We start from the raw sequence: 23,000 nt of genomic DNA on the forward strand, positions 1-23,000 counted from the left end.
CACCTCCCGCAGAACAAAAGCGGAAAGTGTAACCCATGTGTCCGGTACGTACCGTCACCTATGTCTCAGGCTGCTCAATCAAAGACTTAAGACGAAGCGCCAACCTTCCAAAAAAACCTCGTGTCTGCACCGTGCCTGCAAATGCATTGCCGGCCCTCGCTTCCAGGATCGCGGCGCCGTAGTTGTTCGCCATGATGAGCAGCGCTGTCCGTTCCTCCAGCATGGTGCTGCCGTCGGCCAGATGCCGGCAGATGCTCTCCATGCGCCCGAATTCGTCGATGATGTGCTGATGCCGCCCCATAGCGGCGGACTCCGGCGGCCCGATGCTCGTCAAGGCCTGTTGATGACCGATGCGAGGCCCGGCATTGGAGGCAAATCCGAACCGGGCCTCGCGGCCGCCAACCCCGCGGGGGAATCGACGACGACAGTAGATCGCATGGTGGGCTGACACCCGCCTGACGAGGCCCGCCAACGTGAACCGGCGGGCCTCAGGTTCACCGCCTCAGCCACCTTCGGCGAGATGCGCACCATGGGCGCCTCTGACTGCCGTTCAGGCACGGTGACCGGCGCTTAATTCTTGATGGTTGATCCAAATAAAGAAGACCGCCTCGCGGCGGTCTTCCGAACAAACCAGGTGGTCGAGCGATTGCAGCGACCTATGGTGCCTTGCGGCGGCGCCTAACCAGCCAGTAGACCCCATAGCCCACCGCTAGGATGGGCAATCCTGCGCCCGCAATCGGACCTGGCGCACCGCGAGCACCACCTTGGTCATTATTGTTTTGACCTTGGCTATTTTGGGCGTTGGCCACATTCGGGATACCGAGCGCCAGAGCACCGGCCAGTGCAAACAGCGCCGCAATCTGAGCAAATTTCGTCATTTTGAATTATCCAATTGAAGCACAAATAATAGCCAGATCGATTAATTAGTCAATTTAAATGGCGCTATTAAATGTGGTCAACTTGTCGCAGAGCACGTCCCGAGGCAGCGCTGATCTTCGTGCGGTGCTTCATCGCTTACATAGCAGGCACGCGGATTCGCTTCGCCAGCTCGGCAGCGGCGCGCGACCTCCGGCGCAATAGCGTCATATATCCGCTGCGCTCACCGAAGCGATGCCTCTTGCAGGCAGATCCAAGCACCACGGCGAACGTCCCTTCGCAAATCCGGAAACCCCAGTTCGCGCAAGCTCGTCGAGCTCGCCGCCGGGATCGAGCCCGTCCAGGAACCCGTTCGCGGGCGATCTTGCGCTGATCGTTGGGCCTCCCCTCACGTGAACGGTTGGTGAATGCCTCATTCAGTGGCCGTTGCACGTGGGCGGCGTATACCCACTCGTCGGTGGAACTCGCATGAGTGCCCTTCGTTAGGGATCACGCAAGAGGGAGAACGACAGTGTTACTTATTCGTGCTGCACTACTGGCGCTGGCTACTCTGGGACCAATTTCGGCTGCAAGCGCCCAGGACGCTTCAGTCCAACAAGTCCAGTTTCGGGGCCGTCCGGACGGTGCATGTCCGCCCGGCTACGACTTCAATTTTTCGAACGGCCACTGCTATCCGAACAATTACCACGCCCCCGGCGCCTACAATCGGCCGGCACCCGAGTCATACGGCTACGGTTATTACCGACATCACAGATATGGCGCCTATCCGGAATATGGGTACGCGCCGAGATACTATGACCGCTAGGGCTTGAACGACCCGAGTGCCGCCGCACCACGAACCTGGCTCCCGAAGACGGAGCCCGCTAGCTGCGCGCGACCCTATCGTCGGTGCATGCAGGCGTGCACGTAATCTTTAAAGCCGGAGTCTTTCTTGGCTTTGACGAGACCCATTGCATGTGCCTCGTCGCGGCACATTTCCTTTTTCTCGACAATGTCTGGATGTCTCCCCGCCTTGCACTGAAAGCGGAAAGGTCCTGGCGGATATTGCCTGCAGTTCTGCGCTTCGGCGGCGATGATTAGGCTGCCGAAAACTATCGAAGCGCCGATCAGTTTTCTGATCATGAGGCACCCGATCGAACCAGATTTTTTAACCTCCGCCGTAGGACGAAACGGCCCCAGCACAACCCTAAATGCCGGGGCCGTTGGAGGTTGCTTGGCGTATTCGGGACCAAGCCGTGCGAGCCTAGACCGGCCCTGGATTTTGTTATGTCCACTTTTGGACAGACGGCGGTGGCCGCATTGTATCCGCCGGGCCGCAGGGGATCGTTGCGGGTGAAGCCCGTTTTCATCCTGCCTCGGCGGGCCTTTCCTCAATCAATGGAACCCAAATCATTGTGATTTAATTCACATTGAATTTCGGCAAGCAGAGGCAGTTTATTGCGTCTAATTGACATTGAAGGACGGCAATAATGCCAAAAGATAACTGCCTAATCGTTTTTGCTGCAGGAAGACAATTGGATCTGCTGCGCGGGGAAGCTTCTCGCATCGCCAAAGAAAATAAAGTGGACTGGCACATAGATCGCGCCGACATCGGCACGCTCTTTTGCTTCGAGGACGCCAAGGCGAAAAAAGCCTTCGCACTCACCTGCGATAACTTCGGCATCTCTTGCCGGGACGGTTAGCCGAGAAAAGCCCCGCCGAAAACGTGGGACCGAAGCTCCGCGCCCTGTAAGGCCCACGTGAGTTTGTCGCCGTAAGATGAGCCGAGCGAACGCCGGTGGCGCATCAAACCAATCTGCAGCCTGCGGCTTCTGACCTGTGAGCCCTCGCTGAAAGAACAGAAACAAGGCCTGCCATCGTGAACCGGCGGGCCTTATTGACTCCCGAGACCGTCACACGACCGTGGCATAACCGTTGCATATTAAATCAACCGGGATTTCAGTCCCCAGTTGGAGATTAGATCGCTGCGGGACCCGTGGCATTTCGAGCCCGGCAGCCCGATTTTTTGTTGCTCCGTGGCGCACGCACGCGTGCTCAAGATTAAGAACAAAAGGGCGAGAACATGAGCGATAAGCTACCGTCTGCGCCGAGATTTATGGTGCGGCAGGCTTCTCAGGGTTGGATGGTCTACGATCGACAACGTAAAGGCCCGGCATTGGTCGGGACCAGTCTGGCCCTAGCGGTTAATCTGACGAAAGACCAAGCCGAGCGTGTCCAGCGGTCGCTAGCTGCCGACCTGGGCCACAAGACGTCAATAGTGTCAAATAGAACCGGTCGCCTCTTCGTTAGTCGTTAGCGCAACGTGGCCCCGCTCCGGTTTTGGTATCTCACCCCCGCTAATGCGTCGCCAAAGCTCCCCCCGGTCGGACACTTGCACTGAAGAAAGCCCGCCATTGGCGACGGGCTCAAGGCTGAGGGAGAGGAGAGTAAGACGCCGTGAAGGCGCACCCCGAACGTACGGCGATTCCCAATGATGTGCTGTGTCGCAATTCACACTGTGGACAAGAAAGCATCCCTAGCGCTGAAGAATGAGAAGGGCCGGCGGCTGCCCTTCGACGATCCAACGGAAGCGGACGGTCAAAAGCTCTGCGCGACGTTGGCGAGTAATTGGCGCGGCGCCATCACCAAACTTCCGAAGCTTCGTAGAAAGCTTCGATTGTAGTCGGCGATGAAGCCCTCGCGTGCTTTTGGCACGTTCCTCATTCCGAGGTATTTCCCACGATGACGATGCTGGAGCCAGGCTCCACTTCCATGCCGGAAATCCAGTACTTGGCGTCTTCCCGAAGATGATTTGGCAGGAGTGATCGTACCCAGCGGTACATCTCTTGCTGTTTTTTTCGCGCCCTGCGCTCAACCAGCCAAACCGAAGCCCGATTAATGAATGAGCAACGCTGTTGGCATAAAATGAAATCAACTCGCTGCTGGAGACTCGACAATGACCGAGTACGTCATCAGGGAAGTTGGCTCTCGTCAGTGGCTCGTGTTTGCCGATCGACGATGCATCGCTTTTTGTGCCGATGAAAACGAGGCAGTGAAAGCGATGAACGGACACAGTGCGCGCACTCGCCTTGCGCGTGATGAGATAACGGCTCGGCCGCTCCAGGAAGCTATCACTCCTCAGTCGGGATCGGTTCTCCACACCCGCGAGGCACAGTAGCCCGCTGCCGTCCCGAAGTGCTGGGAATTGATAATCTTGCGAGGGTGCGTGCGTCGGCGCTTTGACGGCGGCATGCGTTTTGTCCGCTGCGAGAGCCGTACACCGCCCGGTCACCGCCCGATCAAGATCACAATCGGCGAGAGGGGCGTGAAGGGCTATTGCGCGGACTACCGGTGCAGCTATAGCGTGCGGGTGATCGTGGTGCCGTTGATCATCCCGCAGATCCCTGCACCGCGTTGACAGTCCAACCGGTTGATGCCGGCCGGACTCTCTGCACCCTAACCTCATGGATCACGACAGGAAATATGATCATGCGCACGATGCTAGTCATATTCACCTTGCTCGCAACCGGAACCGCTGCAGTCGCGGGCTCCGCCTCCCCCGTTTCATACGATTATCCCTGGTGCGTCTATGGTGGGGAGCTCGGCTATTCCGGTGACTGCTCTTATGAGACGAGGGAGCAATGCTTGGCCTCCGCGTCCGGCCGGTCAAACGTGATATGTAAAGAGAACCGGCGCGTTCTATTCCAGCAGCAGGCCGTGCCGCAGCAGGGTGTGCCACAGCCTCGGGCGTACCGGAGACATTGAAAACGGATGCCTCCACTCCGTATCGTCGAAGCGTAGGCCCGTCAGGCTCGAACCGGCAGGCCAAGGTCTTTCACCGCCTCAGCTGGCGGGTGGGCGCCGTCAGCGGTTGATGATTGCGTTTACGGTGCGATCGCCGCCGGCGCTTCTTGCTCTCGGCCGCCAGCGGTCTTTCGGCGCGTCGGATGTGCCGCGTCGCCCCGGCCGGCATTCGCTTCAGACCCTCTCGGCGTTCTCATGGGGCAAGACTTGATGCTCGGCCCCGCAGCTCAACAGGTTATAGGAGACCCCGATGACCACTGCCCGATGCGGTTGCGGCGCCGTGACGCTCTCGCTTCCCGGACCATCCCAACTCATCGTCGCCTGTCACTGCATCGATTGCCAGCGGCGAACCGGCGCGCCGTTCGGTGTGGGTGCGTTCTATCCCGCCGAGTCCGTCACCGTTTCAGGGGAACCGAAGGAGTTCACGCGCGCTGCCGCAAGCGGCGGGAAGGTCCAGAGCTATTTCTGCCCGGACTGCGGCTCAACGGTCTATTGGAAATCCAGCAATCTTCCCGCGTTCATCGGCGTTGCCATCGGCACGATCGCGGACGCAGATTATCCGGCTCCGGCCAGATCGGTTTTCGAGCAGTCGAAACATGCCTGGGTTGAAATCGGGGGGGCTGGCGTTGAGCACTTCCAGCAAAGCAGCCTGCACAAGACCTCGGGTACGTCTGGCTGATATAGGCTGCATCCATCGACGAGGCTTCCGTCTATCGCGGGACGGAGTGGTCGTTGAGATAAGACTAACCGATCGCCAGCAGAGGTACGTTGCTGCGACGCACTCCCCGCTCCCCTCCTGCGCCATACCACGTTTTCCCGATGGCTGAACTCGAGCCACCATGTTACGTTGCGCGCACATCATTCCTCCTAGGTCTGATGTAGCGGGCTGTGGCCTTCGGACTGCCGCTCGCTGGATACTTTAGCCATTTGTGGCCCCGCCTCCGGACCATGGTTTAAAGTCCGTAGGGCGATGTTTTTTGATACGTTTCCCTCCGTTCTTCCCACAGACTCGGAGGCGGGTCCTTTTTGGCTTCGTCAGCCCTCAGCCGCAGGATCCGTCCGATCGGTCCGGATCCACGCCATCGCCAATTCCCACGCTACCGACAGCACGATCGGCCCTACGAAGAGGCCGACGATGCCATGGGCGAGCGTGCCGCCGATCACGCCGACGAAGATCACGATGGTCGGCGTATTGAGCCCGCGTCCCATCACCAGCGGCTTCAACATGGTGTCGATGAAGCCGACGAGGACGAGGAACACGGTCAGCAGCAGCGCCGTCGTGACGTCCTTTGCGGTCCAGATCCAGATGATCACGGGCAGGAGAACGAGGAAGGCGCCGATCTGCACGATCGACAGCAGCAGCACGATGAAGGCGAGAAGGCCGGCGCTTGGCACGCTCGCGAGCTTGAAGCCGACGCCTGCGAGCAACGCCTGAACGATCGCAACGCCGATCACCCCTTGCGACACGGCGCGGATGGTCGCGCCTGCGAGCTCCAGGAAATGCTCGCTCTGCTCGGGTACGATGCGAAACAAGAAGCCGCGCCCGGCTGCGACGAGCCGCGGACCATGGGGAAACAGGAAGCCGGCAACGAAGACCGAGACGAGAAACTGCAGCGTCCCGACGCTGGCATCGCCGGCGAGCGACAGCAGCGGTCCGGCCAGCGGCTGCAGATACGGCGCCACCTCGCGCAGCACGGCGCGGATGTTGTTGTAGGCCTGCTCCCAGAGCTCGTAGAGCTGCGGGCCGATGATTGGCCAGGATTTGATCTGCTCCGGCGCCGACTGGAGTGCGAGGTCGCCGGTGCCGAGCTGGCGCGCGAGCTCCCTCGCCCCCTCGACCGCACTCAACCCCAACCAGGTCGCCGGCCCGATGACGATGCCAAGCGTCATCAAGGTGAGGATCGCTGCGGCCGTCCTGGGACGGCCGCCAAGCAGCTTGGCGAGCCAGCTGAAGGCTGGATAGAACGCGACCGCCAGCACGGCGCTCCAGGTCAGGATCGGCACGAAAGGCCGGATAATGACGAACGTCCAGATGATCAGGAGCGCGAGCAGGCCGAGCCGGATCAGAAGCTGGACAATGTCCTCTCCCGTCAGGAACTGGCGGAGGGTCTTCACGGGCGCAGCTTTCCTTGCGACTATCTAAGCGATATCCCAGTGCCGGCGGCCGCCGCGATTTGCGCGCGGGGCAGGCCCTCGCCTTATTGCCAGCCGCGGGTCGGGCGTCAAGACGACCCGCCTGTGGGCGTTGCTTCGCTTAGGCGCAACTCGGCGGCCGGATTTGCCTAACCGCCGTTAACCGGATTTGCGCCGATCGATTTACGCGAGCGCAAGCGCGCGAAACCTACACTGGAGACCGTCACCTCAAACATGTTGCTGTGCCATGGCCAATACCGTCTGGACGATCGAAGAATTCTCCTGCCCGAGCTGCAGCATGAACTACACCGCGACGAGGGAAGAGCACGAGGCCAGGCACGCCGGCAGTTTCAAGTGCGGCGTCTGCAACGCGGTGGTCCACACCTGGTCCGGCAATCATCATTACTTCGGCTGGGCGGCCATCAAGGCGAAACCACCGGTGTTCGGCCGGCGGTGGGCAGGCGTGCGCTGATAGGCGCGGACACCGGTTGCACGAACCTCCCGATGTTCCCGGTCGAGCTCCGCCCGAATGTGCAAACCTTCACGCTCGGCGTGAATTGACGCTTCAACACCGGTCCCAGGTCAAGATATTGATCAGCGAAATTCGGCAACACCGGTCCGCCCGGCATACTCTCTGGTCTTCCCTGCGATGGATGCCTGCGAGGGGTGATGGGGAACCATGCGCGGTCGAGCGGCTTGTCAGGTTGCAATGAGCACCATGGCAAACCTACTCGCGCGCAAGCAGGAGCTGCTGGAACGGCTCAAGGGCGACCCCGGCCCGCATGAGCGCGATCAAATCGAACGCCTCATTGAGCAGGTCGATACCGCGCTCAATCTACTCGAGGACGGCGGCCAGGATTACGGCGACCACGACCGCAGCGACGGGCCCTGAAGGTCACCCTGCCGCGTTGCGGACCTGTTCCCACGGAACGAAATCCCCAGGCGGACCGTTGAGACGGTGGGCGGATCTCAGAAGCTTTGCAAGGGACCAGTGGATGTCGAATGATCCCGACCGACGCGAGCGCCACAGCGAATTCTCGATGGACGACTTCTTCCTGTTCGTCCTGTCGAGCAGCTTCTGCCTGCTGGTCGTCGCAGTCAGCCTCTTGATCCGGATGCCGCCCGGCTTGTGAGGGGTGCGCCAATTCCGAGCAGCGCCGTTTGCAGTCCGTTCACCCCTGAGCGGTTAGATCGGGTGCCTTTGCCCCTCCGCCGTAGGCCGCCATGCCGGATCTCAACGCCGTCCTTGCCAAGCTCAACGACCGTCTGCTCAGGCTCGAGGGCGAGCTGTTCGTGCTGCGCTCGCTGGCGCGGGCAACACTGACCGCTGGCGACGATCACGCGGCGCGCATGCGCAAGCTGGTCGAAGCTGCGAAGGTCGCGCTCGACGATGAGGCGCTGCGGCCACTGGACAAGCCGACAAGGAAATACGTCGAGGCTGCGAGCGCGATGGTCGAGGAGCTCCTGGTCGAGCCGACCAAGGCGCGGCCGCTGTTCACGGTCATCGATGGCGGCAAGGCCGACTAGGCCTCTGCGCCTTAGGCCACGGCGGGGTTAGACGTTTTCAGCCGGCTCAGGCCGGCCTCAATGATTGCAATCTCCTCGTCGACCTGACCGATGGGCAGGCTGAAATCATAGCCGGAGCGGCTCTTGAGATCGATTGCCAGCCGCTGGCGGTGCATCATCAGTGCGTCGAGGCCACGGCGATTCTTCAGCCTGACATAGGTGTCGACGATCTGCTCAATCGCGCTCGGCATCCGGTGATTCCAGGAAGAAATAGGCCGCACCGGATATGCACACCAGCGGGCCAACGTTTGTGTCCCGCTTCGCAATACAAATCCGCAACAGATTCGTCGATACGCCAGGCCGGTAGAGAACCCGTTACTACCTTGCTCATCCGGCGCGCGTTTGCGCGATGCGCGGACATGAAAAGGCCGCTGGCAATATCACCAGCGGCCAGCCGGGTTCGAAAACGGATTCGGGATGAAATGTCTGCCAGCCCCGGGCAAGGCCATCCTAAGAGCAGGCTGCCGGCTCGTTCTGCCCGAAACCGTACACAGGAACCTGGAATCCCCGGATCATTCCACCTCGACGCAGAAATAGGTCCGCGGCAGCTTGCGATAGGCGGAATACCGATAATAGGGCCGGTACGCGTAGCCATGCCGGAGTGCCGGCGGCTCCTCGCCGTAATAGGCGCCGTGATAGAAATTGTAGACCGGCCCGAGATTGCAGCGATATTCGTCCCACGCCGGTCCGACGCGCGGCGCCACGCCGATCTCCGGTGGAATTGCCGGCCAAAGCTCGCCCGCACGTACAGGTGGCGCGAGCGCGGCAGCGCCAACGATGGTGACGATGATGCATGCATTTCGCATTCGGCAGCTCCGAGAAGGCCGACGGCCTTGCGCATCGAAGCACGCGCGCAGCGGGCGGCGCAATGGCGGAGATATTGGGGTTAGACGACCTCGGATGCGAGCACGACCGAAGCGCGCCGGTTGTCACTTTTCCTGAGCGTGCATCAGGGACGAACCGACCAGCCCTATCAGGCCGCCAGCCAGCAGCACATATTGCAGCACGGCCAGCGCATGGCTCGGCGCTTCGGTCGAGCTGGTGATTTCATGGATGAGCACGGCCGACGCAACTCCGCTCATCAGCATCAATCTCGGCCATTTCGACACGGCGATCCCCTTCGCGTTGCGCGCCCGTTGGACGCTTCGAATGGACGGCCGGTTCGACAGACTTGCGTCCCGCGCATTGTTGATAACCGGCGCAAAGGGCGCGCGGGGGGTGACAGGGCCTTATGGCGTGTTATCCGGGGGTGACGAAAGCTCCCGAGACGGAACCGAGACCCCATGCGCATCACCTTGATCGGCTCCCGCCATTTCGGCGTGATCACCCTGAACATGCTCCGGGAGCACAGCGTGGACATCGCGCGGGTCGTGGTCGCCGATGGCGAGGACCGCCTCGCGACGACCGCCCGCTCGGCCGGCATCGAGGTGGTGGTCCAGGCCAACCCAAAGCTGGTGACCGCCGCCGAGATCGCGCCAAACACCGACCTGATCATCACCGCACACAGCCATGCCCGCGTCTCCAGGGAGGCGCTTGCGGCCTCGAGGCTTGGCGGCATCGGCTACCACCCGTCACTGCTGCCGCGTCACCGCGGCAAGGCGGCCGTGGAGTGGACCATCAAGGAGGGGGACCCGATCGCCGGCGGCACGATCTACCACCTCGCCGATCGCATGGACGCCGGCGCCGTCGCCGCCCAGGACTGGTGTTTCGTCAAGAAGGGCGAGACGGCGCGCGATCTTTGGGAGCGGGCGCTGGCCCCTCTCGGCCTGAAGCTGCTTGCGGAAGTCATCGACTACATCAAGGTCCACAAGGCGCTGCCGGCAAAGCCGCAAGACGAGCAGTTCGCGACCGCCGCGCCGAGCCTGTCGTAGGCGCTGCCGTGGGATTCATCCTTAACGTCCCGAATCTGGCCGATTCCGTGCCCAAAACGGGTCACGAACGCTCAAATAAACCATTGTTTCCACAGGAACAATTTTCACTTTGGCGATGCAGCAAATTTCTGTCACATTTTCCCCGAATAAGCGTCAGCATCACAGACATAGGCAGGACAGAAATTCATGCGTTTTGATCGCATTGCGTTGATTTTTACCGCCGCGATTGCCACCGGTTCGCTCGCGGCGCCCGCGTTCGCCCAAAATCCCTACGACGGCAACTGGCAGGTCACCATCGTGACCAAGAGCGGCTCCTGCGAAGCGACCGCAAGCTCCATGCTGACGGTTTCCGAGGGCCGGATCACGGCGCCCGGAGCTAACGTTTCCGGCACCATCGGCCGCGAAGGTCTTGTGAAAGTTTCGATCAATGGTGCATATGCCAACGGTCAACTCAGCGGCAACGCCGGATCGGGAAAGTGGAATGGAGCATCAGCAGGCATACCGTGCAGCGGGCGGTGGGAAGCATCGCGCCAATAAGCCAACCGAGGCTCGGGTTATGAACCGGCGGCTGCTCGTTGCGGCCGCCGTTTTGTTTGCGGCCTCAGTCGCAAATTCGGAAAGCAAGGCGCAGTCCGGCCCGTTCGCTGCCCTTGCCGGCAGTTGGAGTGGTGGCGGCACCGTCATGCTCGACGACGGATCGACCGAACGCATCCGTTGCCGCGCCAAGTACGCGCCCGCAGGTCCTGCGATGGAAATGTCGCTGACCTGCGCCAGCGACGCCTACAAGTTCAACCTCTCCGCCAGTGTCCGCGCGGAAGGCAATGCCATCACCGGCAGCTGGAGCGAGGCCAGCCGCAACATCAGCGGCGTGATCAAGGGCCGCGGCGGCGGCGCAAACTTCGAGGTCGTCGCCGAGACCGCCGGCTTCAACGCCAGCATCGCCCTGCACACGAGCGGCACCAAGCAGACGGTCACGATGCGGGCGGACAGCCAGTTCCGCGGTGCGAACATCGCGCTGTCGCGCTAGCTTCAATCCGTTATCGACACGCGATCCGGCCACCCCGCCGGATCGTTTTTTATGCCTCGGCGCGCGACCTCCGTCTCCGCGCCGCGCCGGAATGACATCAGGGCATGGCGCCCTTCCCGCGCAGCCGTGCATCGTTGCATCGACAGATTTGGCCGTTGCAAACTCGCGCCTGGTCGCCGATACCGGCCTGCCCTCTCACGTCCCCTCTCCTGCGCCGATGAGCATCACCCCGTCCAAACCGATGGCCGCGCTTTGGATGGCCGGCTGGCTGTCACTGACGCTGGTCATGGCGGTGGCCGGCCGCGAAGCCGCGCGGCAGATGAACGTCTTCCAACTGATGGAGGTGCGCTCGCTGATCGGTTTCGTCCTGCTCTATCCGTTCGTCTATCGCGCTGGCGGCTTTGCGACGCTCAAGACTGTTCGCCTGCCCCAGCACATCGTGCGCAACCTGATCCACTACGTCTCGCAGCTCGGCTGGTTCTTCGCGCTGACGCTGATCCCGATCGGTCAGGTGGTGGCGATCGAGTTCACCATGCCGATCTGGACCGCGATCCTGGCTGCAAGCTTTCTGTCCGAGCGCATGACGCCGTGGAAGATTGCCGCAATCGTGCTTGGCCTCGTCGGTGTGATCATCATCGTTCGGCCCGCCGCGGGCGAGATCAATCCCGGTCAGTTGATCGCGCTCGGCGCCGCCATGGGTTTTGGCGTGTCGATGGTGCTGGTGAAGTCGCTGGCGCGCACCGAGAGCGCGCTGGCGATCCTGTTCTGGATGATCGTCGTGCAGGCGGTCGCAGGCTTCTTTCCGGCCCTCTATGTCTGGGCCTGGCCGCCGACCTATCTCTGGGGCTGGGTGATGGTGGTCGCCATCTGTGGCACATTCGCGCATTACTGCCTCGCCAGCGCGATGCGCTACGCCGACGCCACGATCGTCGTGCCGATGGATTTCCTGCGGGTCCCCCTGACGGCGATGGCCGGCTGGCTGTTGTATTCAGAGCGGCTCGACGCGTGGACGGTGTTCGGCGCCGTGCTGATCCTGCTGGGCAATCTCCTGAATTTGAAGCCGACACAGGTTCCCGCCCGCGCGCAGTGAACCAATTCGATACGGCTCGCGACCAATCCAGGTGGCAAAGCGTGATCTGGATCACGCTGAAGGGGCGGCTTCTCGGGGCTTGCTTGGTTGTCGACAAGGGTTGGGCACTGTGGGTGCTGACGCGCGGCGTTTTCGTGTAAGTTTGCACCCGCATTTGCTGCTTCGAATTCGATTCTGTTGGGGATTTCACATGCGCTACCTCACCATCCTCGTTTCGCTGATCTGCATGGCGTTGTCGGTCAGCGCCGCGAAGGCCGATCGTCGTGTCGCCTTCGTGGTCGGCAACGGCGCCTACAAGAACGTCGCACAATTGCCGAACCCGCCGATCGACGCCAAGGCGATGGCGGCGACGCTGCGCAATGTCGGCTTCGAGGTGATCGAAGGGTCCAATCTCAGCCGCGACCAGATGACGGAAAAGCTGCTGGACTTCGGCCGCAAGGCGCAGGGCTCCGACATCGCGGTGTTCTATTATGCCGGCCACGGCATTGCCGTCGGCGGCACCAACTACCTCCTGCCGGTCGATGCCGACATCAAGTCGGAGATGGACGTCAAGTTAGGCGCCGCCATCAACATCGACCTGACCCTCGACCAGACCATGGGCGATGCCAAGGTGAAGCTGGTGTTCCTCGACGCCTGCCGCGACAATCCCTTTGCCGCCAAAATCAAGTCGAACTCCGCCACCCGCAGCGTGAACGTGCAGAGCGGCCTTGCCGAGATGAAGTCTGGTGAAGGCACCTTGATCGCGTTCGCGACCGGTCCGGGGCAAACGGCGCTCGACGGCCAGGAGGGCAACAACAGCCCGTTCACACGCGCGCTGATCGACAACATCACCAAGCCCGGCATCGAGATCCAGCAGGCGATGACGTCGGTGCGCGCCCAGGTCAACGAGGAGACTCACAAGGGTCAGCTTCCCTGGGGCCACACCAACCTGATCGGCGCCGTCTATCTCAATCCGTCGCAGCAGGGCCAGCAGGTGGCCAACGCCGCGCCGACCGCGACGGGGGCGGCCCCAACCGCTGCAGGCGGCAACGCGGACGCGGCCAATGTCGAGCTCGAGTACTGGCGCTCGGTGAAGGAATCCAACAAGCCGGAAGAGCTCAACGCCTATCTCTCCGCCTATCCGAACGGCCAGTTCAAGGCCCTGGCGCTGGCACGCATCGCCGCGATCCAGAACGGCCCGTCGACCGCGACCCGGACCCTGAACGCCGGCATCGATCCCGCAACCTTCACCGAAGAAGCGAGCCAGCTCACCGAAGACCAGATCGGCCTGGACAAGAACCAGCGCCGCGACGTGCAGCGCCGCCTCACCGGCCTCGGCTTCGACACCAAGCAGACCGGCGCGTTCAGCGACGAGACCCGCGGCGTGATCAAGCGCTGGCAGGCCGCCCGCGGCTATCCGGCCTCTGGCTACTTCAACAAGCTCCAGCACAAGGCGCTGCTCTCCGAGATCGTCGCCACGACCGCGCCGACCGCGAGTAACGGGAGCAGCCAGCAGCCTCCCCGTCGCGCCCCCAGCAACACCGCCAGCGCGCCTGCGCCCGCCCAGCGCAGCGGCGGCGGCGATGCCGCCGGCGCAGCCTTCATCGGCGGTGTCATGGGCGGCATGATGGGCGGCATGTTGCGGCGGTGAGACGCCAGTCCGTAGCTCCAAAGCAGCGACACAAAAAGCCCGGCTCGCGCCGGGCTTTGTTCTTTCTCAACCGTCATGATGCGCGCTCTCTTCACGGAGCGGTTCTGCCGCACAGCCCGACTGGACGGTTCGACAAAAACATCGAAAACAACCCCGTGCAAAGTAGCCGATGGTCGCGGATCATTGGCTTGCACATACCGCGGGCCGTTTGACACGTCGGGCAAAACAGCGGCGCGAGACGGCATGACAGTTTTGAGACGCGTTTGAATCAAGCACGAAATCCTGCGTTGCATTGATTTACACTTGCAACTCATGTGAGGGACAATCGTAAGGATGATCGGATGGCAAGACCAAAGTTGAAGAATACCGTCAACTGGCAGCCGGTGGTGATGCGGATGCTCTTTATCGATTGGCTTGGGAATACTTCAGGGGAGAGTTCGTTCCGAAGGACGCTGTCGCCGCCATCGCGCAGCTCAGGCAATGGGAGAGGACGAATCCAGAACTAGCACGGTTCAACATCGCGAAAATGAAATACGCCGAAGGCGATGCTTCTTTCATCGAAGAAATTCGAGCAGATTGTAGTGCCGGATTTGGACCATCCCTTTACCTGATGGGGGTGTACTCACTAAACCGGGTGGGGGGACAATCAGGTCTAGCGAGCGCGGTTGAATATTTCGGGAGGGCGGCTCAGATGGGCCATCTGCCTTCGCAATATTTTGTATGGAAGATTAGCAAGTTGGGCCTTCGACGTCGTCTTACTACGGCTATTCCTGCGTTGCGCGCCGCTTTGGCCGTGGCGGCCGCCGCTTGGCGCAACGAGAGCAATGAGCGTACCCTTACTTGAGGCGGCTACAACGCGGCTGGCCAGGTAACGTCGGTGACCAATCCCCGCGGCCAGACCACGAGCTATCAGTACAACACCAGCGGCGATCTCACCGCGATCGTCAATGCCAACAACGCCACCGCGGCCAGCTTCACTTACGATGCTTATGACCGGGTCAAAACCTACACGGACTCGGAGGGATGGACGGCAACCTACGACTATGACGAATTACGGACGAATTACGGTGACAGTGCATTCAATTGACACCACTCTCTCTGGCCGGCATGCTGGGGCATGGCCCGTCTCGCCCGTGTCGTCATTCCCGGTCATCCGCATCACGTCACACAGCGCGGCAACGGCCGGGCGCGAACGTTCTTTGGCGACGCTGACTATGCGCTCTATCGCGACCTGCTCGCGGCGAATTGCCGGAACGCCGGCGTCGAGGTGTGGGCCTGGTGCCTGATGCCGAACCACGTGCATCTCATCCTGGTCCCCTCCGATCCCGACGGGCTGCGTCGCGCGCTCGCGCGCGTGCACCGGTCCTATGCCGGCGCGATCCAGGCGCGGCGCAAACGCACGGGGCATTTCTGGCAAGGGCGGTTCGGCGCGGTTGCCATGGACGAAGACCATCTCGCAGCAGCGCTACGCTACGTATCGCTCAACCCCGTGCGCGCCCGGCTGGTGCAGCGTGCGCAGGATTGGCGATGGGCGAGCACGCGCGCGCATCTGCGCGGCAAGGACGATGGGGTAACCATGCTGGCGCCGGTCAGGGACCGCTTCCCGCGCTTCGCCGATCTGCTCGACAGCGCGCCGGAGACCGACTTGTTCGCCCAACTGCGTGCAGCGGAGAGCATCGGCCGACCGCTCGGTAACGACCGCTTCATCGCCCGCCTCGAGCGATTGACAGGGCGACCTCTCAAACCGGCCAAGCGTGGACCGAAGCCTCAGACTGATGGCGATAGCGAATAGTTTTGTACACTGTCACCGTAATTTCGGAATCGACAGTTTTGCCCTTGCGCAGGTGCACTTCCTCTCCGAAGACCCAAGACAATTTATGGAAGGCGCCAACTTATACGCCTACGTTCTTGGGAATCCCGTTCAGTTTACGGATCATTTAGGATTGGCCACGTTCTGCGAGAAGGTCAGAGCGATTTGTCTGGCGGTCATGTGCTATGTTACCGGCTCGACGCCGCCGCGGATCGAAATAACGCCACCAAGACGACACGTCATTACGGGATCAAAAGATCCGAAAAAATGACAACAAAGCTTTGCCGTTCGATTAATCGTCAATTGGATTCCCTGCCATGAGTGGGTCCGACTTCAATGAGTTTCAGCAAGAGCCTGATTTGCCAGCGCTGTCTGCGGCCCACGAATTGTTGAAAGCGCACCCCGAAAGGGCGTTGCCCATGCTGGAAGAGTTGGCGGGCAGAGGATCATTGATGAGCATGGTATATCTGGGCGATGTTTATCGAAAAGGGTTAGGCGCCCCGCCTGATGTTGAACGTGCCAAGAGTTGGCTCAATCGCGCGACGAGCGAGGGATCGCGCGTAGCTCCACATCAACTCGGATTGCTGTGCTTGGATTTGAAAGAGTACCAACGCGCGGAAGAGATGTTCCGCCTTGGAGCGTCTTGGAACTACCTGCCGTCGTTATACCGGCTTGGCATGATGTTTGCGGATGGCACCGGGGTAACTCCGCAGCCAACTTCGGCCCGCGAGTTTTTTGAAAGAGCATCCTCCCTAGGGCACGTCTTTGCAAAACGGCGTCTAGCTGGCCTGTTGCTTCGAGGCAGGGGTGGACCCGTCGACTTCACTAGAGGCATCTGGTTGTTTGCCTCTGGGCTGGCTGAGGCTGTCATGGGTGCAGTCTCTGATCCCGAAGGTCAACGAATGAGAAGCTGATGGCATGCGGGGGTATCCCTAGCTCCTGGACTGCCCCCTGAAGTGAGACACGATAATTTCAGTGACAGGCATTTCGAGAAGGAGCTTGCTTAGCAAGCGTCTCGAAGGCCGAGCAGCCTCTACGGGGGCCCTCATGGTTCTCCGAGCGATGCGAAGCATCGTCCGGAGACGGCGCTTGCGCGCCTCCTCACCATGAGGGATTGGAGCCCTACTTCCCCGCAGCCTTGCGCAGCGCATCGTTGATCCGGTCTTGCCAACCCGGGCCGCTGGACTGAAAGAACTCCAGCACGTCCTGATCGATCCGCAAGGTGACCTGCTCCTTGATGCCGGGCGCCACGTTCTTCTTCGGCGGGGCCTCGGCGACCTTGGCGGTCACCTTCTTGAACGCGGCTTCGGCCTCCGTCCTGGCATCGCCCAGGGTCCGCGGCCGCCTCGGTTGATCCGCCATGCCTAGATTCCCTCAAACAGAGCAGTCGAAAGATAGCGCTCGGAGAACGACGGCACCACTGCCAGGATGGTTTTTCCCGCAGCTTCCGGCCGCTTGCCGATCTGGAGCGCGGCGGCGATCGCTGCGCCCGCGGAAATGCCGCCCGGGATGCCCTCATGCCGCGCCAGTGCACGCGAGGTTTCGATCGCGGTCGTCGAGTTGACCTTCACGATCTCGTCGATCACCGAGCGATCGAGAATGTCGGGAATGAAGCCGGCGCCGATGCCCTGGATCTTGTGCGGGGTGTGCTGACCGCCTGACAGCACCGGGCTCTCCTCCGGCTCGACCGCCACGACCCGCAACGACGGCTTGCGGGGCTTGAGCACCTGGCCGACACCCGTGATGGTGCCGCCGGTGCCGACACCGGCGACGAAGAAGTCGATATTGCCGCCGGTATCGTTCCAGATCTCCTCGGCGGTGGTGCGGCGGTGCACCTCGGGATTGGCGAGGTTCTTGAACTGCTGCGGCATCACCGAATTCGGCGTCGTCTTGAGCAGCTCCTCGGCGGTTGCGATCGCGCCCTTCATGCCCTGCGCCGCCGGCGTCAGCACGATTTCGGCGCCGAGGAAGGCCAGCATCTTGCGCCGCTCGATCGACATGGATTCCGGCATCACGAGCTTCAGACGATAGCCGCGCGAGGCGGCGACAAAGGCGAGCGCGATGCCGGTATTGCCGGAGGTCGGCTCGATCAGCACCGTATCGGGCTTGATGATGCCCGCCTTCTCCATTGCAATGATCATGGCCGCGCCGATGCGGTCCTTCACGCTCGCGGCCGGATTGAAATATTCAAGTTTCGCGAGAATGGTCGCATTCACCCCTTGCAGACCCGGCAACCTGCGCAGCCGCACGATCGGCGTGTCGCCGAAGGCGTCCACGATCGAGTCATAAACCCGGCCGCGGCCGGCTGAGTGCACTGCACCCGTGGTGGACGAAGCGTCCATGATGAACTCCCTATGACAACAATGTTCGCTTTGTCAGCGATCTTGTTCAGTTAGAGGCAGCGTGTGACGACACGCAAGCAACAATGAGAGGCATTGCCAATTCGCTGCATCGCAAAATCGCTCAAAGATTAAATATCAGAAAACCAACGTATTTGTGTTGCGACCTCGTCAACGAACTCTGCTTATGTTAGACTTACGTTTAACAGCAGGGAGGTCCCACGATGTCAGCAGTAGCTGAAGTCCTGTCGACCGTCGCACGTAACCGCGATCCACGTTGCAGCGAGTTGCCCACCTGTCCGGTCTGCGCCGACTCCATGGTCGCCGCCGAAGCTTCGGCCTATGTCTCGGACCAACTGATCAGCTATCTCTGGACCTGTGATACCTGCGGCTATGGCTTTGTGACCAAACATTCGGTCAAGCGGTTCACTTGCAATTGACGCCTAGCGTGGTGCGATGTCGCCCCTCGCCCAGTCTTCCCGCCTACGCTGATAGAATTCTTCGAACTTGCCGTGTTGGATCGCGTCCCTGATGCCCTGCATCAGGGACTGGTAATAGGCGATATTGATATCTGACAGCAGCATGGCGCCGAGCGTCTCGCCAGACTTGACGAGATGGTGAAGGTAGGCGCGCGCGTAGTTGCGCGCCGACGGCCATGCGCTTTCCTCATCGAGCGGCCGCGGATCGTCGGCGTGGCGCGCGTTGCGCAGGTTGACCTGGCCGAAGCGCGTGAATGCGACCCCGTGGCGGCCATTGCGCGTCGGCATCACGCAATCGAACATGTCGATGCCGCGTTTCACGGCTTCGAGAAGATCATCTGGCGTGCCGACGCCCATCAGATAGCGCGGCCGGTCGGACGGTAGCGCCGGGGCGGTCTCGTCGATCATCGCCAGCATCACCTCCTGCGGCTCGCCGACCGCGAGCCCGCCGATCGCGTAGCCGTGAAAGCCGATCTCGACCAGTCCTTCCGCGCTCGCATGCCGCAGCGACGGAACGTCGCCGCCCTGCACGATGCCGAACAGCATGTAGCCTTCAGGCGCGCTCTCGAATGCGCGCTTGCTCCGCTCCGCCCAGCGCAACGACAACCGCATCGCGCGCTCGATGTCGTCGCGCTCGGCCGGCAGCCGCACGCATTCGTCCATCTGCATGGCGATGTCGGAGCCGAGGTAGCGCTGCACCTCGATCGACCGCTCAGGCGACAACTCGACCTTGGCGCCGTCGATATGCGAACGGAAGGTGACCGCGTTCTCGCTGACCTTGCGCAAATCCGACAGCGACATCACCTGGAAGCCGCCGGAATCCGTCAGCATCGGGCCGTTCCACCCCGTGAACTTCTGCAAACCGCCAAGCGCCGCGATGCGTTCCGCGCCCGGCCGCAGCATCAAATGGTAGGTGTTGCCGAGGACGATGTCGGCGCCGGCCTCGCGTACCTCGCGCCAATGCATGCCCTTCATGGCGCCCGCGGTGCCGACTGGCATGAAGGCGGGCGTGCGCACCACGCCATGGGGCGTGGTCAGGCGGCCGGCGCGCGCAGCGCCATCGGTTGCGAGCAGCTCGAAATGATTGGGAAGACCGCGATTGGGAAGATTCATGGCGCTGCTTATTGCGTGCCGGCGGGTGCGGATCAACCACCTGTGCAAGCCTGGATCTGGTCCATGTCCCCGGCCCGACACAATTGAGCCGCCCAGCCGGCCTTCCGCTTGTTAAATAAAACGATACCGTATAGTTTTAACAAGGGGCAGGATGGGAATGCCGCAGGCGATATGCCGGCGGCCGCGTGCGTGTGGGTGACTTACGGCGAATGCCTTCCCCTTCATTTTTGACCGGATCGATCCTGTTCGATGACGGGATCTGCAGAACGGGCATGCGCCTGCTGCGCTTGGCCACCCTGCTCTGCGGCCTGGCGCTGGCCGGGTGCACGACCCTGCCGCGGACGCCCTACTCGGCGGCCGATGCGAGCAGCTCGCGCGTTCTCGATATCGACGGCCTGCGCCGCTACACCGACGAGCCCATCGACAAATTCCGCTCAGGCAAGGACGACGCCGCGGCGGCCACGACGTACCTGGCGCTGTCCGGCGGCGGCGCCGACGGCGCCTATGGCGTCGGCGTGCTGAACGGCTGGACCGCGGCCGGCAGGCGCCCCGCCTTCTCGGTCGTCTCGGGCGTCAGCACCGGCGGGCTCATTGCACCGTTCGCGTTCCTCGGGCCGCAATATGACGACACGCTCAGGGAGCTCTACACCAGCGGCATCGCGGAGAGCCTGCTGAGCGATCCCAGCATCATGCGCGTGCTGTTCGGCTCGGGCCTGTTCGGCAACACGCGGCTGCGCGAGCTGGTTGCCCGCTATGTCGGGCCGGAAATTTTGGCGCAGGTCGCGCGCGAGCATGCCAAGGGCCGCAAGCTGCTCGTCGTGACCACCGATCTCGACACCCAGCGCACCGCCGTCTGGGACATGGGCAGGATCGCCGCACTCGGTACGCCCGAGGCGCTCAAGCTGTTTCGCGACGTGATGGCGGCCTCCGCCAGCATTCCGCTGGTGTTTCCGCCGATCCTGATCGAAGCCGAAGGCCAGGGCCGGCGCTTTCAGGAGATGCATGTCGATGGCGGCGTCACGGCGCCGGTCCTGACGCTTCCCGAAGACCTACTGTTCCACGGGCGCCTGCCCGGCAACAGCCGGGTGAACATCTACATTCTCGTCAACAAGAAGATCGAACGCACTTTCGAGCTCGTACCCAATGGCACAATCGAGGTCGCCTCGCGCAGCCTGTCCTCGATCACCCAGTCACAGACACGCTCGGTGATCTTCTCGACCTACGATTTCGCGCGCCGCAATCACCTCGGCTTTCACCTGTCCTATATCGAGCGCGATTATCCGCCGCCGCCCTCGCAAGGATTCGACACGGCCTATATGCGCGCGCTCTATCAGTATGGGTACGAGAAGGCCGCGGCCGGCCGCGCCTGGAGCTCGACGCTTCCCTAAGGCCGCAGGAGCCGCGGCGGAACGGCGCGTTGCCGAGACAGTTGATGATGTGGCCGATTCGGCCAGATTCGCGGTGACGCCCCTCTTGCTGCGCGTTATAGAGCGATGACGACGATCACGACCGCGCAGGAATCATTGGGCATGGGATTGACTGCGATCAAGACGAGAGCGGCGAAACGGGAGGTCCCGAAATCGCGTGGCGGCCGGCCGACCAAGAGCGCGGCCATCGAGCGCGACCAGCGGCTGATCGAGGTCGCGACACGCCTGTTCCTCGATCGCGGCTATGACGCGACTTCGCTCGATGCCGTGGCGGAGGCGGCCCGGGTCAGCAAGCCCACCGTGTACGCGCGCTATGGCGACAAGCGCGGTTTGTTTGCCGAGGTTCTGAGGCGCGAGATCGCGCGCTGGCTGGCGCCGCTCGCCGAGGCCGCCGAGGTGCAACTCACGCGCCCCTCGGACATTTCGGTCGAGCAGCGCCTGGTCGAGGTCGGGCGCGAGATGCTGATGTTCACCTGCGGCCCCGACGCCGTCGCCTTCAGCCGCATGATGACGTCACAGGCCATCAACTTCCCCGACATCGCCAAGCTCGGCAAGGAGGAAGGCTGGATGAAGGCCGTCGCCACGACGGCGCGGTTCTTCGATCATCTGGTCGCGCAGGGCGCGATGGACCTCGAGGATACCGGTATCGCGGCCGAGGTCTTTCTCGACGTCGTGGTCGGCCATACCCACCGGATGGCGACGTTCGGGACACCGCTTGAGATGAAGACGGCCGAAAAGCGCATGCGCTCGGCGATCCGGCTGTTTTTGGCCGGTGCGCTCGGCCCCCCGGGCCGCGTCCAGGCCGCGACCAAAGGTGCTGTTCGGCGCCGCCCGTCCCGCTGACAGATTCGTGACCGGTTATCTCCGCCCGATGACGAATTGCACCTTGCTCGTAATAAAACGATACGGTATGGTTTTGTTTATAAGCAAGGTACGGGCTGATGCCTTCCCAGCCCCTGGCAGGCCCGCACCGTTCTTAAGACTTTGATCGCTGCAACATCCTACGCTGTTGCGGCGTTCCGCGGCCGGCCAGTTGCCCCCGGTCGGCCGCGCCCTTTCCTGCACCTCCGCACGGGTGAAGACGATGACGGCACCGATGCGCGCTCCGAAACGCTGGAAATCACTGCTCGTGCTCACTCTGTGGGCGGCCCTGCTCCCTGCGCCGGTTTATGCGGTGGCGGCGACGGCAGACGCGAGAGCCGCGCTCCGGAGCGAGGCCGACGACGGCGCCGCCCTGGACCAGCGGACGGTCGACCGCGAGCTCGCGCTGTTCCGCGACTCCGCGATCTCGCTGAGGCAGGCGATGGCGATCGCCGAGGCGCAGCATGCGGGTTCGACGACGGCGGACGTCAGTTTCGACGGGGCCGCCGCCTCGCCGGTCTACCGGGTAAAAACCTTGCACAACGACCGTGTCTGGCAACACGCGATCGACGCCACAACCGGCAAGATCGTCGGCGGCGGCGCGGCCTCACCGCTCGACGAGTTCGATGCAGATGACCGCAGCAACCTTGCCACCCTCAAGACCATCCAGCACCGCCTGGCCGACGCTGTGCGCGTGGCCGAGCACGCGGCCTCCGGCAAGGCGATCAGCGGCGGCATGGTCCGCGAGGGCGGCCGACTGAACTTCGCGATCGTCGTCATGAGCGGCACCGATCTCAAGGAGGTCATTCTCGAGCCGCCCGGCGCCGCGAGCCGGCGGTAATACGAGGCGCCTGCTCCATTACAGCCCCGGATCGGGCTGAAAAGCCGTTGACGACGCCAAGACTCTCCCGCATAAGTCGCCGCCATGATGACCGCGACGAAACGCACGACGAAAACCACCACGGCCTTCGGGGCCCGGGGAGGCGTGCGCGCGT

At 62.2% G+C, this 23,000-nt stretch carries 32 protein-coding genes and 1 pseudogene; 23 read left to right on the forward strand and 10 right to left on the reverse strand.

Annotated features, from left to right (window positions below; all coding sequences use genetic code 11):
• Positions 1 to 58: 58 nt before the first annotated feature.
• The 3 genes from SO140_RS36470 to SO140_RS36480 all read right to left on the reverse strand — a co-directional run bounded on the left by SO140_RS36470 (position 59) and on the right by SO140_RS36480 (position 1,998).
• Positions 59 to 301, reverse strand: coding sequence for a hypothetical protein (locus tag SO140_RS36470; RefSeq protein ID WP_449382506.1), 243 nt, complete (start codon positions 299 to 301; stop codon positions 59 to 61).
• A 355-nt stretch (positions 302 to 656) separates the two neighbouring features.
• Positions 657 to 878, reverse strand: a complete 222-nt coding sequence (locus tag SO140_RS36475) for a hypothetical protein (protein WP_449382507.1) — start codon at positions 876 to 878, stop codon at positions 657 to 659.
• Between the two features lie 877 nt (positions 879 to 1,755).
• Positions 1,756 to 1,998: a hypothetical protein gene (locus SO140_RS36480; RefSeq protein ID WP_449382508.1), complete on the reverse strand. Its 243-nt coding sequence runs from the start codon at positions 1,996 to 1,998 to the stop codon at positions 1,756 to 1,758.
• A gap of 347 nt (positions 1,999 to 2,345) precedes the next feature.
• On the opposite strand from SO140_RS36480, the gene SO140_RS36485 reads away from it, so the two are divergent.
• The 5 genes from SO140_RS36485 to SO140_RS36505 all read left to right on the forward strand — a co-directional run bounded on the left by SO140_RS36485 (position 2,346) and on the right by SO140_RS36505 (position 5,338).
• A complete protein-coding gene (locus SO140_RS36485; RefSeq protein WP_449382509.1) occupies positions 2,346 to 2,558 on the forward strand; it encodes a hypothetical protein in 213 nt (70 codons plus the stop codon).
• Positions 2,559 to 3,811: 1,253 nt separating this feature from the next.
• Positions 3,812 to 4,033, forward strand: a complete 222-nt coding sequence (locus SO140_RS36490; RefSeq protein WP_449382510.1) for a hypothetical protein — start codon at positions 3,812 to 3,814, stop codon at positions 4,031 to 4,033.
• Positions 4,034 to 4,081: 48 nt separating this feature from the next.
• Complete coding sequence (locus SO140_RS36495) at positions 4,082 to 4,273, forward strand: hypothetical protein (RefSeq protein WP_449382511.1); 192 nt, start codon at positions 4,082 to 4,084, stop codon at positions 4,271 to 4,273.
• Between the two features lie 80 nt (positions 4,274 to 4,353).
• A complete protein-coding gene (locus tag SO140_RS36500) occupies positions 4,354 to 4,620 on the forward strand; it encodes a DUF3551 domain-containing protein (protein ID WP_449382553.1) in 267 nt (88 codons plus the stop codon).
• A 289-nt stretch (positions 4,621 to 4,909) separates the two neighbouring features.
• Complete coding sequence (locus SO140_RS36505) at positions 4,910 to 5,338, forward strand: GFA family protein (protein WP_449382512.1); 429 nt, start codon at positions 4,910 to 4,912, stop codon at positions 5,336 to 5,338.
• Between the two features lie 356 nt (positions 5,339 to 5,694).
• Here the strand turns inward: SO140_RS36505 and SO140_RS36510 are convergent, their stop codons facing one another.
• Positions 5,695 to 6,774 (reverse strand): AI-2E family transporter, encoded by a 1,080-nt coding sequence (locus SO140_RS36510; RefSeq protein WP_449382513.1) that lies wholly within the window; start codon positions 6,772 to 6,774, stop codon positions 5,695 to 5,697.
• A gap of 265 nt (positions 6,775 to 7,039) precedes the next feature.
• On the opposite strand from SO140_RS36510, the gene SO140_RS36515 reads away from it, so the two are divergent.
• The 4 genes from SO140_RS36515 to SO140_RS36530 all read left to right on the forward strand — a co-directional run bounded on the left by SO140_RS36515 (position 7,040) and on the right by SO140_RS36530 (position 8,319).
• A complete protein-coding gene (locus SO140_RS36515) occupies positions 7,040 to 7,264 on the forward strand; it encodes a hypothetical protein (protein ID WP_449382514.1) in 225 nt (74 codons plus the stop codon).
• Between the two features lie 246 nt (positions 7,265 to 7,510).
• Positions 7,511 to 7,684 (forward strand): hypothetical protein, encoded by a 174-nt coding sequence (locus SO140_RS36520; RefSeq protein ID WP_449382515.1) that lies wholly within the window; start codon positions 7,511 to 7,513, stop codon positions 7,682 to 7,684.
• Positions 7,685 to 7,787: 103 nt separating this feature from the next.
• Positions 7,788 to 7,925: a hypothetical protein gene (locus SO140_RS36525; protein WP_449382516.1), complete on the forward strand. Its 138-nt coding sequence runs from the start codon at positions 7,788 to 7,790 to the stop codon at positions 7,923 to 7,925.
• Positions 7,926 to 8,016: 91 nt separating this feature from the next.
• Positions 8,017 to 8,319 (forward strand): hypothetical protein, encoded by a 303-nt coding sequence (locus tag SO140_RS36530; protein WP_449382517.1) that lies wholly within the window; start codon positions 8,017 to 8,019, stop codon positions 8,317 to 8,319.
• An 11-nt stretch (positions 8,320 to 8,330) separates the two neighbouring features.
• Here the strand turns inward: SO140_RS36530 and SO140_RS36535 are convergent, their stop codons facing one another.
• The 3 genes from SO140_RS36535 to SO140_RS36545 all read right to left on the reverse strand — a co-directional run bounded on the left by SO140_RS36535 (position 8,331) and on the right by SO140_RS36545 (position 9,440).
• Positions 8,331 to 8,549, reverse strand: coding sequence for a hypothetical protein (locus SO140_RS36535; protein ID WP_449382518.1), 219 nt, complete (start codon positions 8,547 to 8,549; stop codon positions 8,331 to 8,333).
• Positions 8,550 to 8,870: 321 nt separating this feature from the next.
• A complete protein-coding gene (locus SO140_RS36540) occupies positions 8,871 to 9,164 on the reverse strand; it encodes a hypothetical protein (protein WP_449382519.1) in 294 nt (97 codons plus the stop codon).
• 123 nt (positions 9,165 to 9,287) lie between these two features.
• Positions 9,288 to 9,440, reverse strand: a complete 153-nt coding sequence (locus tag SO140_RS36545) for a hypothetical protein (RefSeq protein WP_449382520.1) — start codon at positions 9,438 to 9,440, stop codon at positions 9,288 to 9,290.
• A gap of 201 nt (positions 9,441 to 9,641) precedes the next feature.
• Between SO140_RS36545 and SO140_RS36550 the strand changes: the two genes are divergently transcribed.
• The 10 genes and pseudogenes from SO140_RS36550 to SO140_RS36595 all read left to right on the forward strand — a co-directional run bounded on the left by SO140_RS36550 (position 9,642) and on the right by SO140_RS36595 (position 16,700).
• Positions 9,642 to 10,229, forward strand: coding sequence for a formyltransferase family protein (locus SO140_RS36550; protein WP_449382521.1), 588 nt, complete (start codon positions 9,642 to 9,644; stop codon positions 10,227 to 10,229).
• Between the two features lie 186 nt (positions 10,230 to 10,415).
• On the forward strand, positions 10,416 to 10,766 hold the full coding sequence (locus SO140_RS36555) for a hypothetical protein (protein ID WP_449382522.1): 351 nt from the start codon (positions 10,416 to 10,418) through the stop codon (positions 10,764 to 10,766).
• The gene (locus tag SO140_RS36560; protein WP_449382523.1) at positions 10,711 to 11,256 is read left to right on the forward strand and encodes a hypothetical protein; all 546 of its coding nucleotides are present in this window, start codon (positions 10,711 to 10,713) and stop codon (positions 11,254 to 11,256) included. Before SO140_RS36555 ends, SO140_RS36560 begins: the two co-directional genes overlap by 56 nt.
• A gap of 217 nt (positions 11,257 to 11,473) precedes the next feature.
• Positions 11,474 to 12,346 carry a DMT family transporter gene (locus SO140_RS36565; protein WP_498541065.1) on the forward strand — a complete coding sequence of 291 codons (873 nt, stop codon included), beginning with the start codon at positions 11,474 to 11,476 and terminating at the stop codon, positions 12,344 to 12,346.
• A 190-nt stretch (positions 12,347 to 12,536) separates the two neighbouring features.
• Entirely contained in the window at positions 12,537 to 13,976 is a 1,440-nt protein-coding gene (locus SO140_RS36570) for a caspase family protein (protein WP_449382524.1), read from the forward strand.
• 373 nt (positions 13,977 to 14,349) lie between these two features.
• On the forward strand, positions 14,350 to 14,820 hold the full coding sequence (locus SO140_RS36575) for an SEL1-like repeat protein (RefSeq protein ID WP_449382555.1): 471 nt from the start codon (positions 14,350 to 14,352) through the stop codon (positions 14,818 to 14,820).
• 18 nt (positions 14,821 to 14,838) lie between these two features.
• Positions 14,839 to 15,063: pseudogene (locus SO140_RS36580) on the forward strand (hypothetical protein); the annotation flags it as partial.
• 30 nt (positions 15,064 to 15,093) lie between these two features.
• Entirely contained in the window at positions 15,094 to 15,768 is a 675-nt protein-coding gene (locus SO140_RS36585) for a transposase (protein ID WP_449382526.1), read from the forward strand.
• Positions 15,752 to 16,057, forward strand: a complete 306-nt coding sequence (locus SO140_RS36590) for an RHS repeat-associated core domain-containing protein (RefSeq protein ID WP_449382527.1) — start codon at positions 15,752 to 15,754, stop codon at positions 16,055 to 16,057. Before SO140_RS36585 ends, SO140_RS36590 begins: the two co-directional genes overlap by 17 nt.
• A 46-nt stretch (positions 16,058 to 16,103) precedes the next feature.
• The gene (locus SO140_RS36595) at positions 16,104 to 16,700 is read left to right on the forward strand and encodes a tetratricopeptide repeat protein (RefSeq protein ID WP_449382528.1); all 597 of its coding nucleotides are present in this window, start codon (positions 16,104 to 16,106) and stop codon (positions 16,698 to 16,700) included.
• A gap of 208 nt (positions 16,701 to 16,908) precedes the next feature.
• Here SO140_RS36595 and SO140_RS36600 read toward each other — a convergent pair whose 3' ends face one another.
• Together SO140_RS36600 and cysK are read right to left on the reverse strand one after the other, a co-directional pair.
• Positions 16,909 to 17,148 (reverse strand): BrnA antitoxin family protein, encoded by a 240-nt coding sequence (locus tag SO140_RS36600; protein ID WP_449382529.1) that lies wholly within the window; start codon positions 17,146 to 17,148, stop codon positions 16,909 to 16,911.
• A 2-nt stretch (positions 17,149 to 17,150) separates the two neighbouring features.
• A complete protein-coding gene (gene cysK, locus SO140_RS36605) occupies positions 17,151 to 18,128 on the reverse strand; it encodes a cysteine synthase A (protein WP_449382530.1) in 978 nt (325 codons plus the stop codon).
• Positions 18,129 to 18,349: 221 nt separating this feature from the next.
• Between cysK and SO140_RS36610 the strand changes: the two genes are divergently transcribed.
• Positions 18,350 to 18,565 (forward strand): hypothetical protein, encoded by a 216-nt coding sequence (locus SO140_RS36610; RefSeq protein ID WP_449382531.1) that lies wholly within the window; start codon positions 18,350 to 18,352, stop codon positions 18,563 to 18,565.
• A 3-nt stretch (positions 18,566 to 18,568) separates the two neighbouring features.
• Here the strand turns inward: SO140_RS36610 and tgt are convergent, their stop codons facing one another.
• Positions 18,569 to 19,717 carry a tRNA guanosine(34) transglycosylase Tgt gene (tgt, locus tag SO140_RS36615; RefSeq protein WP_449382532.1) on the reverse strand — a complete coding sequence of 383 codons (1,149 nt, stop codon included), beginning with the start codon at positions 19,715 to 19,717 and terminating at the stop codon, positions 18,569 to 18,571.
• Between the two features lie 272 nt (positions 19,718 to 19,989).
• On the opposite strand from tgt, the gene SO140_RS36620 reads away from it, so the two are divergent.
• From SO140_RS36620 to SO140_RS36630, 3 genes are all read left to right on the forward strand, one after another.
• Positions 19,990 to 21,105: a patatin-like phospholipase family protein gene (locus tag SO140_RS36620; RefSeq protein WP_449382533.1), complete on the forward strand. Its 1,116-nt coding sequence runs from the start codon at positions 19,990 to 19,992 to the stop codon at positions 21,103 to 21,105.
• 141 nt (positions 21,106 to 21,246) lie between these two features.
• Entirely contained in the window at positions 21,247 to 21,987 is a 741-nt protein-coding gene (locus SO140_RS36625; protein ID WP_449382556.1) for a TetR/AcrR family transcriptional regulator, read from the forward strand.
• Positions 21,988 to 22,228: 241 nt separating this feature from the next.
• Positions 22,229 to 22,846 carry a PepSY domain-containing protein gene (locus SO140_RS36630; RefSeq protein WP_449382534.1) on the forward strand — a complete coding sequence of 206 codons (618 nt, stop codon included), beginning with the start codon at positions 22,229 to 22,231 and terminating at the stop codon, positions 22,844 to 22,846.
• The last annotated feature ends 154 nt before the right edge of the window (positions 22,847 to 23,000 follow it).

It is taken from the genome of Bradyrhizobium sp. UFLA05-108 (assembly GCF_059803455.1).

Bases quoted from the DNA above. Each gene is read 5' to 3' on its own strand.
- SO140_RS36470 (WP_449382506.1), bottom strand. From the start codon at position 301: ATGGGGCGGCATCAGCACATCATCGACGAATTCGGGCGCATGGAGAGC.
- SO140_RS36475 (WP_449382507.1), bottom strand. From the start codon at position 878: ATGACGAAATTTGCTCAGATTGCGGCGCTGTTTGCACTGGCCGGTGCT.
- SO140_RS36480 (WP_449382508.1), bottom strand. From the start codon at position 1,998: ATGATCAGAAAACTGATCGGCGCTTCGATAGTTTTCGGCAGCCTAATC.
- SO140_RS36485 (WP_449382509.1), top strand. From the start codon at position 2,346: ATGCCAAAAGATAACTGCCTAATCGTTTTTGCTGCAGGAAGACAATTG.
- SO140_RS36490 (WP_449382510.1), top strand. From the start codon at position 3,812: ATGACCGAGTACGTCATCAGGGAAGTTGGCTCTCGTCAGTGGCTCGTG.
- SO140_RS36500 (WP_449382553.1), top strand. From the start codon at position 4,354: ATGCTAGTCATATTCACCTTGCTCGCAACCGGAACCGCTGCAGTCGCG.
- SO140_RS36505 (WP_449382512.1), top strand. From the start codon at position 4,910: ATGACCACTGCCCGATGCGGTTGCGGCGCCGTGACGCTCTCGCTTCCC.
- SO140_RS36515 (WP_449382514.1), top strand. From the start codon at position 7,040: ATGGCCAATACCGTCTGGACGATCGAAGAATTCTCCTGCCCGAGCTGC.
- SO140_RS36520 (WP_449382515.1), top strand. From the start codon at position 7,511: ATGGCAAACCTACTCGCGCGCAAGCAGGAGCTGCTGGAACGGCTCAAG.
- SO140_RS36525 (WP_449382516.1), top strand. From the start codon at position 7,788: ATGTCGAATGATCCCGACCGACGCGAGCGCCACAGCGAATTCTCGATG.
- SO140_RS36530 (WP_449382517.1), top strand. From the start codon at position 8,017: ATGCCGGATCTCAACGCCGTCCTTGCCAAGCTCAACGACCGTCTGCTC.
- SO140_RS36535 (WP_449382518.1), bottom strand. From the start codon at position 8,549: ATGCCGAGCGCGATTGAGCAGATCGTCGACACCTATGTCAGGCTGAAG.
- SO140_RS36540 (WP_449382519.1), bottom strand. From the start codon at position 9,164: ATGCGAAATGCATGCATCATCGTCACCATCGTTGGCGCTGCCGCGCTC.
- SO140_RS36545 (WP_449382520.1), bottom strand. From the start codon at position 9,440: ATGAGCGGAGTTGCGTCGGCCGTGCTCATCCATGAAATCACCAGCTCG.
- SO140_RS36550 (WP_449382521.1), top strand. From the start codon at position 9,642: ATGCGCATCACCTTGATCGGCTCCCGCCATTTCGGCGTGATCACCCTG.
- SO140_RS36555 (WP_449382522.1), top strand. From the start codon at position 10,416: ATGCGTTTTGATCGCATTGCGTTGATTTTTACCGCCGCGATTGCCACC.
- SO140_RS36560 (WP_449382523.1), top strand. From the start codon at position 10,711: ATGGAGCATCAGCAGGCATACCGTGCAGCGGGCGGTGGGAAGCATCGC.
- SO140_RS36565 (WP_498541065.1), top strand. From the start codon at position 11,474: ATGAGCATCACCCCGTCCAAACCGATGGCCGCGCTTTGGATGGCCGGC.
- SO140_RS36570 (WP_449382524.1), top strand. From the start codon at position 12,537: ATGCGCTACCTCACCATCCTCGTTTCGCTGATCTGCATGGCGTTGTCG.
- SO140_RS36585 (WP_449382526.1), top strand. From the start codon at position 15,094: ATGGCCCGTCTCGCCCGTGTCGTCATTCCCGGTCATCCGCATCACGTC.
- SO140_RS36590 (WP_449382527.1), top strand. From the start codon at position 15,752: ATGGCGATAGCGAATAGTTTTGTACACTGTCACCGTAATTTCGGAATC.
- SO140_RS36595 (WP_449382528.1), top strand. From the start codon at position 16,104: ATGAGTGGGTCCGACTTCAATGAGTTTCAGCAAGAGCCTGATTTGCCA.
- SO140_RS36600 (WP_449382529.1), bottom strand. From the start codon at position 17,148: ATGGCGGATCAACCGAGGCGGCCGCGGACCCTGGGCGATGCCAGGACG.
- cysK (WP_449382530.1), bottom strand. From the start codon at position 18,128: ATGGACGCTTCGTCCACCACGGGTGCAGTGCACTCAGCCGGCCGCGGC.
- SO140_RS36610 (WP_449382531.1), top strand. From the start codon at position 18,350: ATGTCAGCAGTAGCTGAAGTCCTGTCGACCGTCGCACGTAACCGCGAT.
- tgt (WP_449382532.1), bottom strand. From the start codon at position 19,717: ATGAATCTTCCCAATCGCGGTCTTCCCAATCATTTCGAGCTGCTCGCA.
- SO140_RS36620 (WP_449382533.1), top strand. From the start codon at position 19,990: ATGCGCCTGCTGCGCTTGGCCACCCTGCTCTGCGGCCTGGCGCTGGCC.
- SO140_RS36625 (WP_449382556.1), top strand. From the start codon at position 21,247: ATGGGATTGACTGCGATCAAGACGAGAGCGGCGAAACGGGAGGTCCCG.
- SO140_RS36630 (WP_449382534.1), top strand. From the start codon at position 22,229: ATGACGGCACCGATGCGCGCTCCGAAACGCTGGAAATCACTGCTCGTG.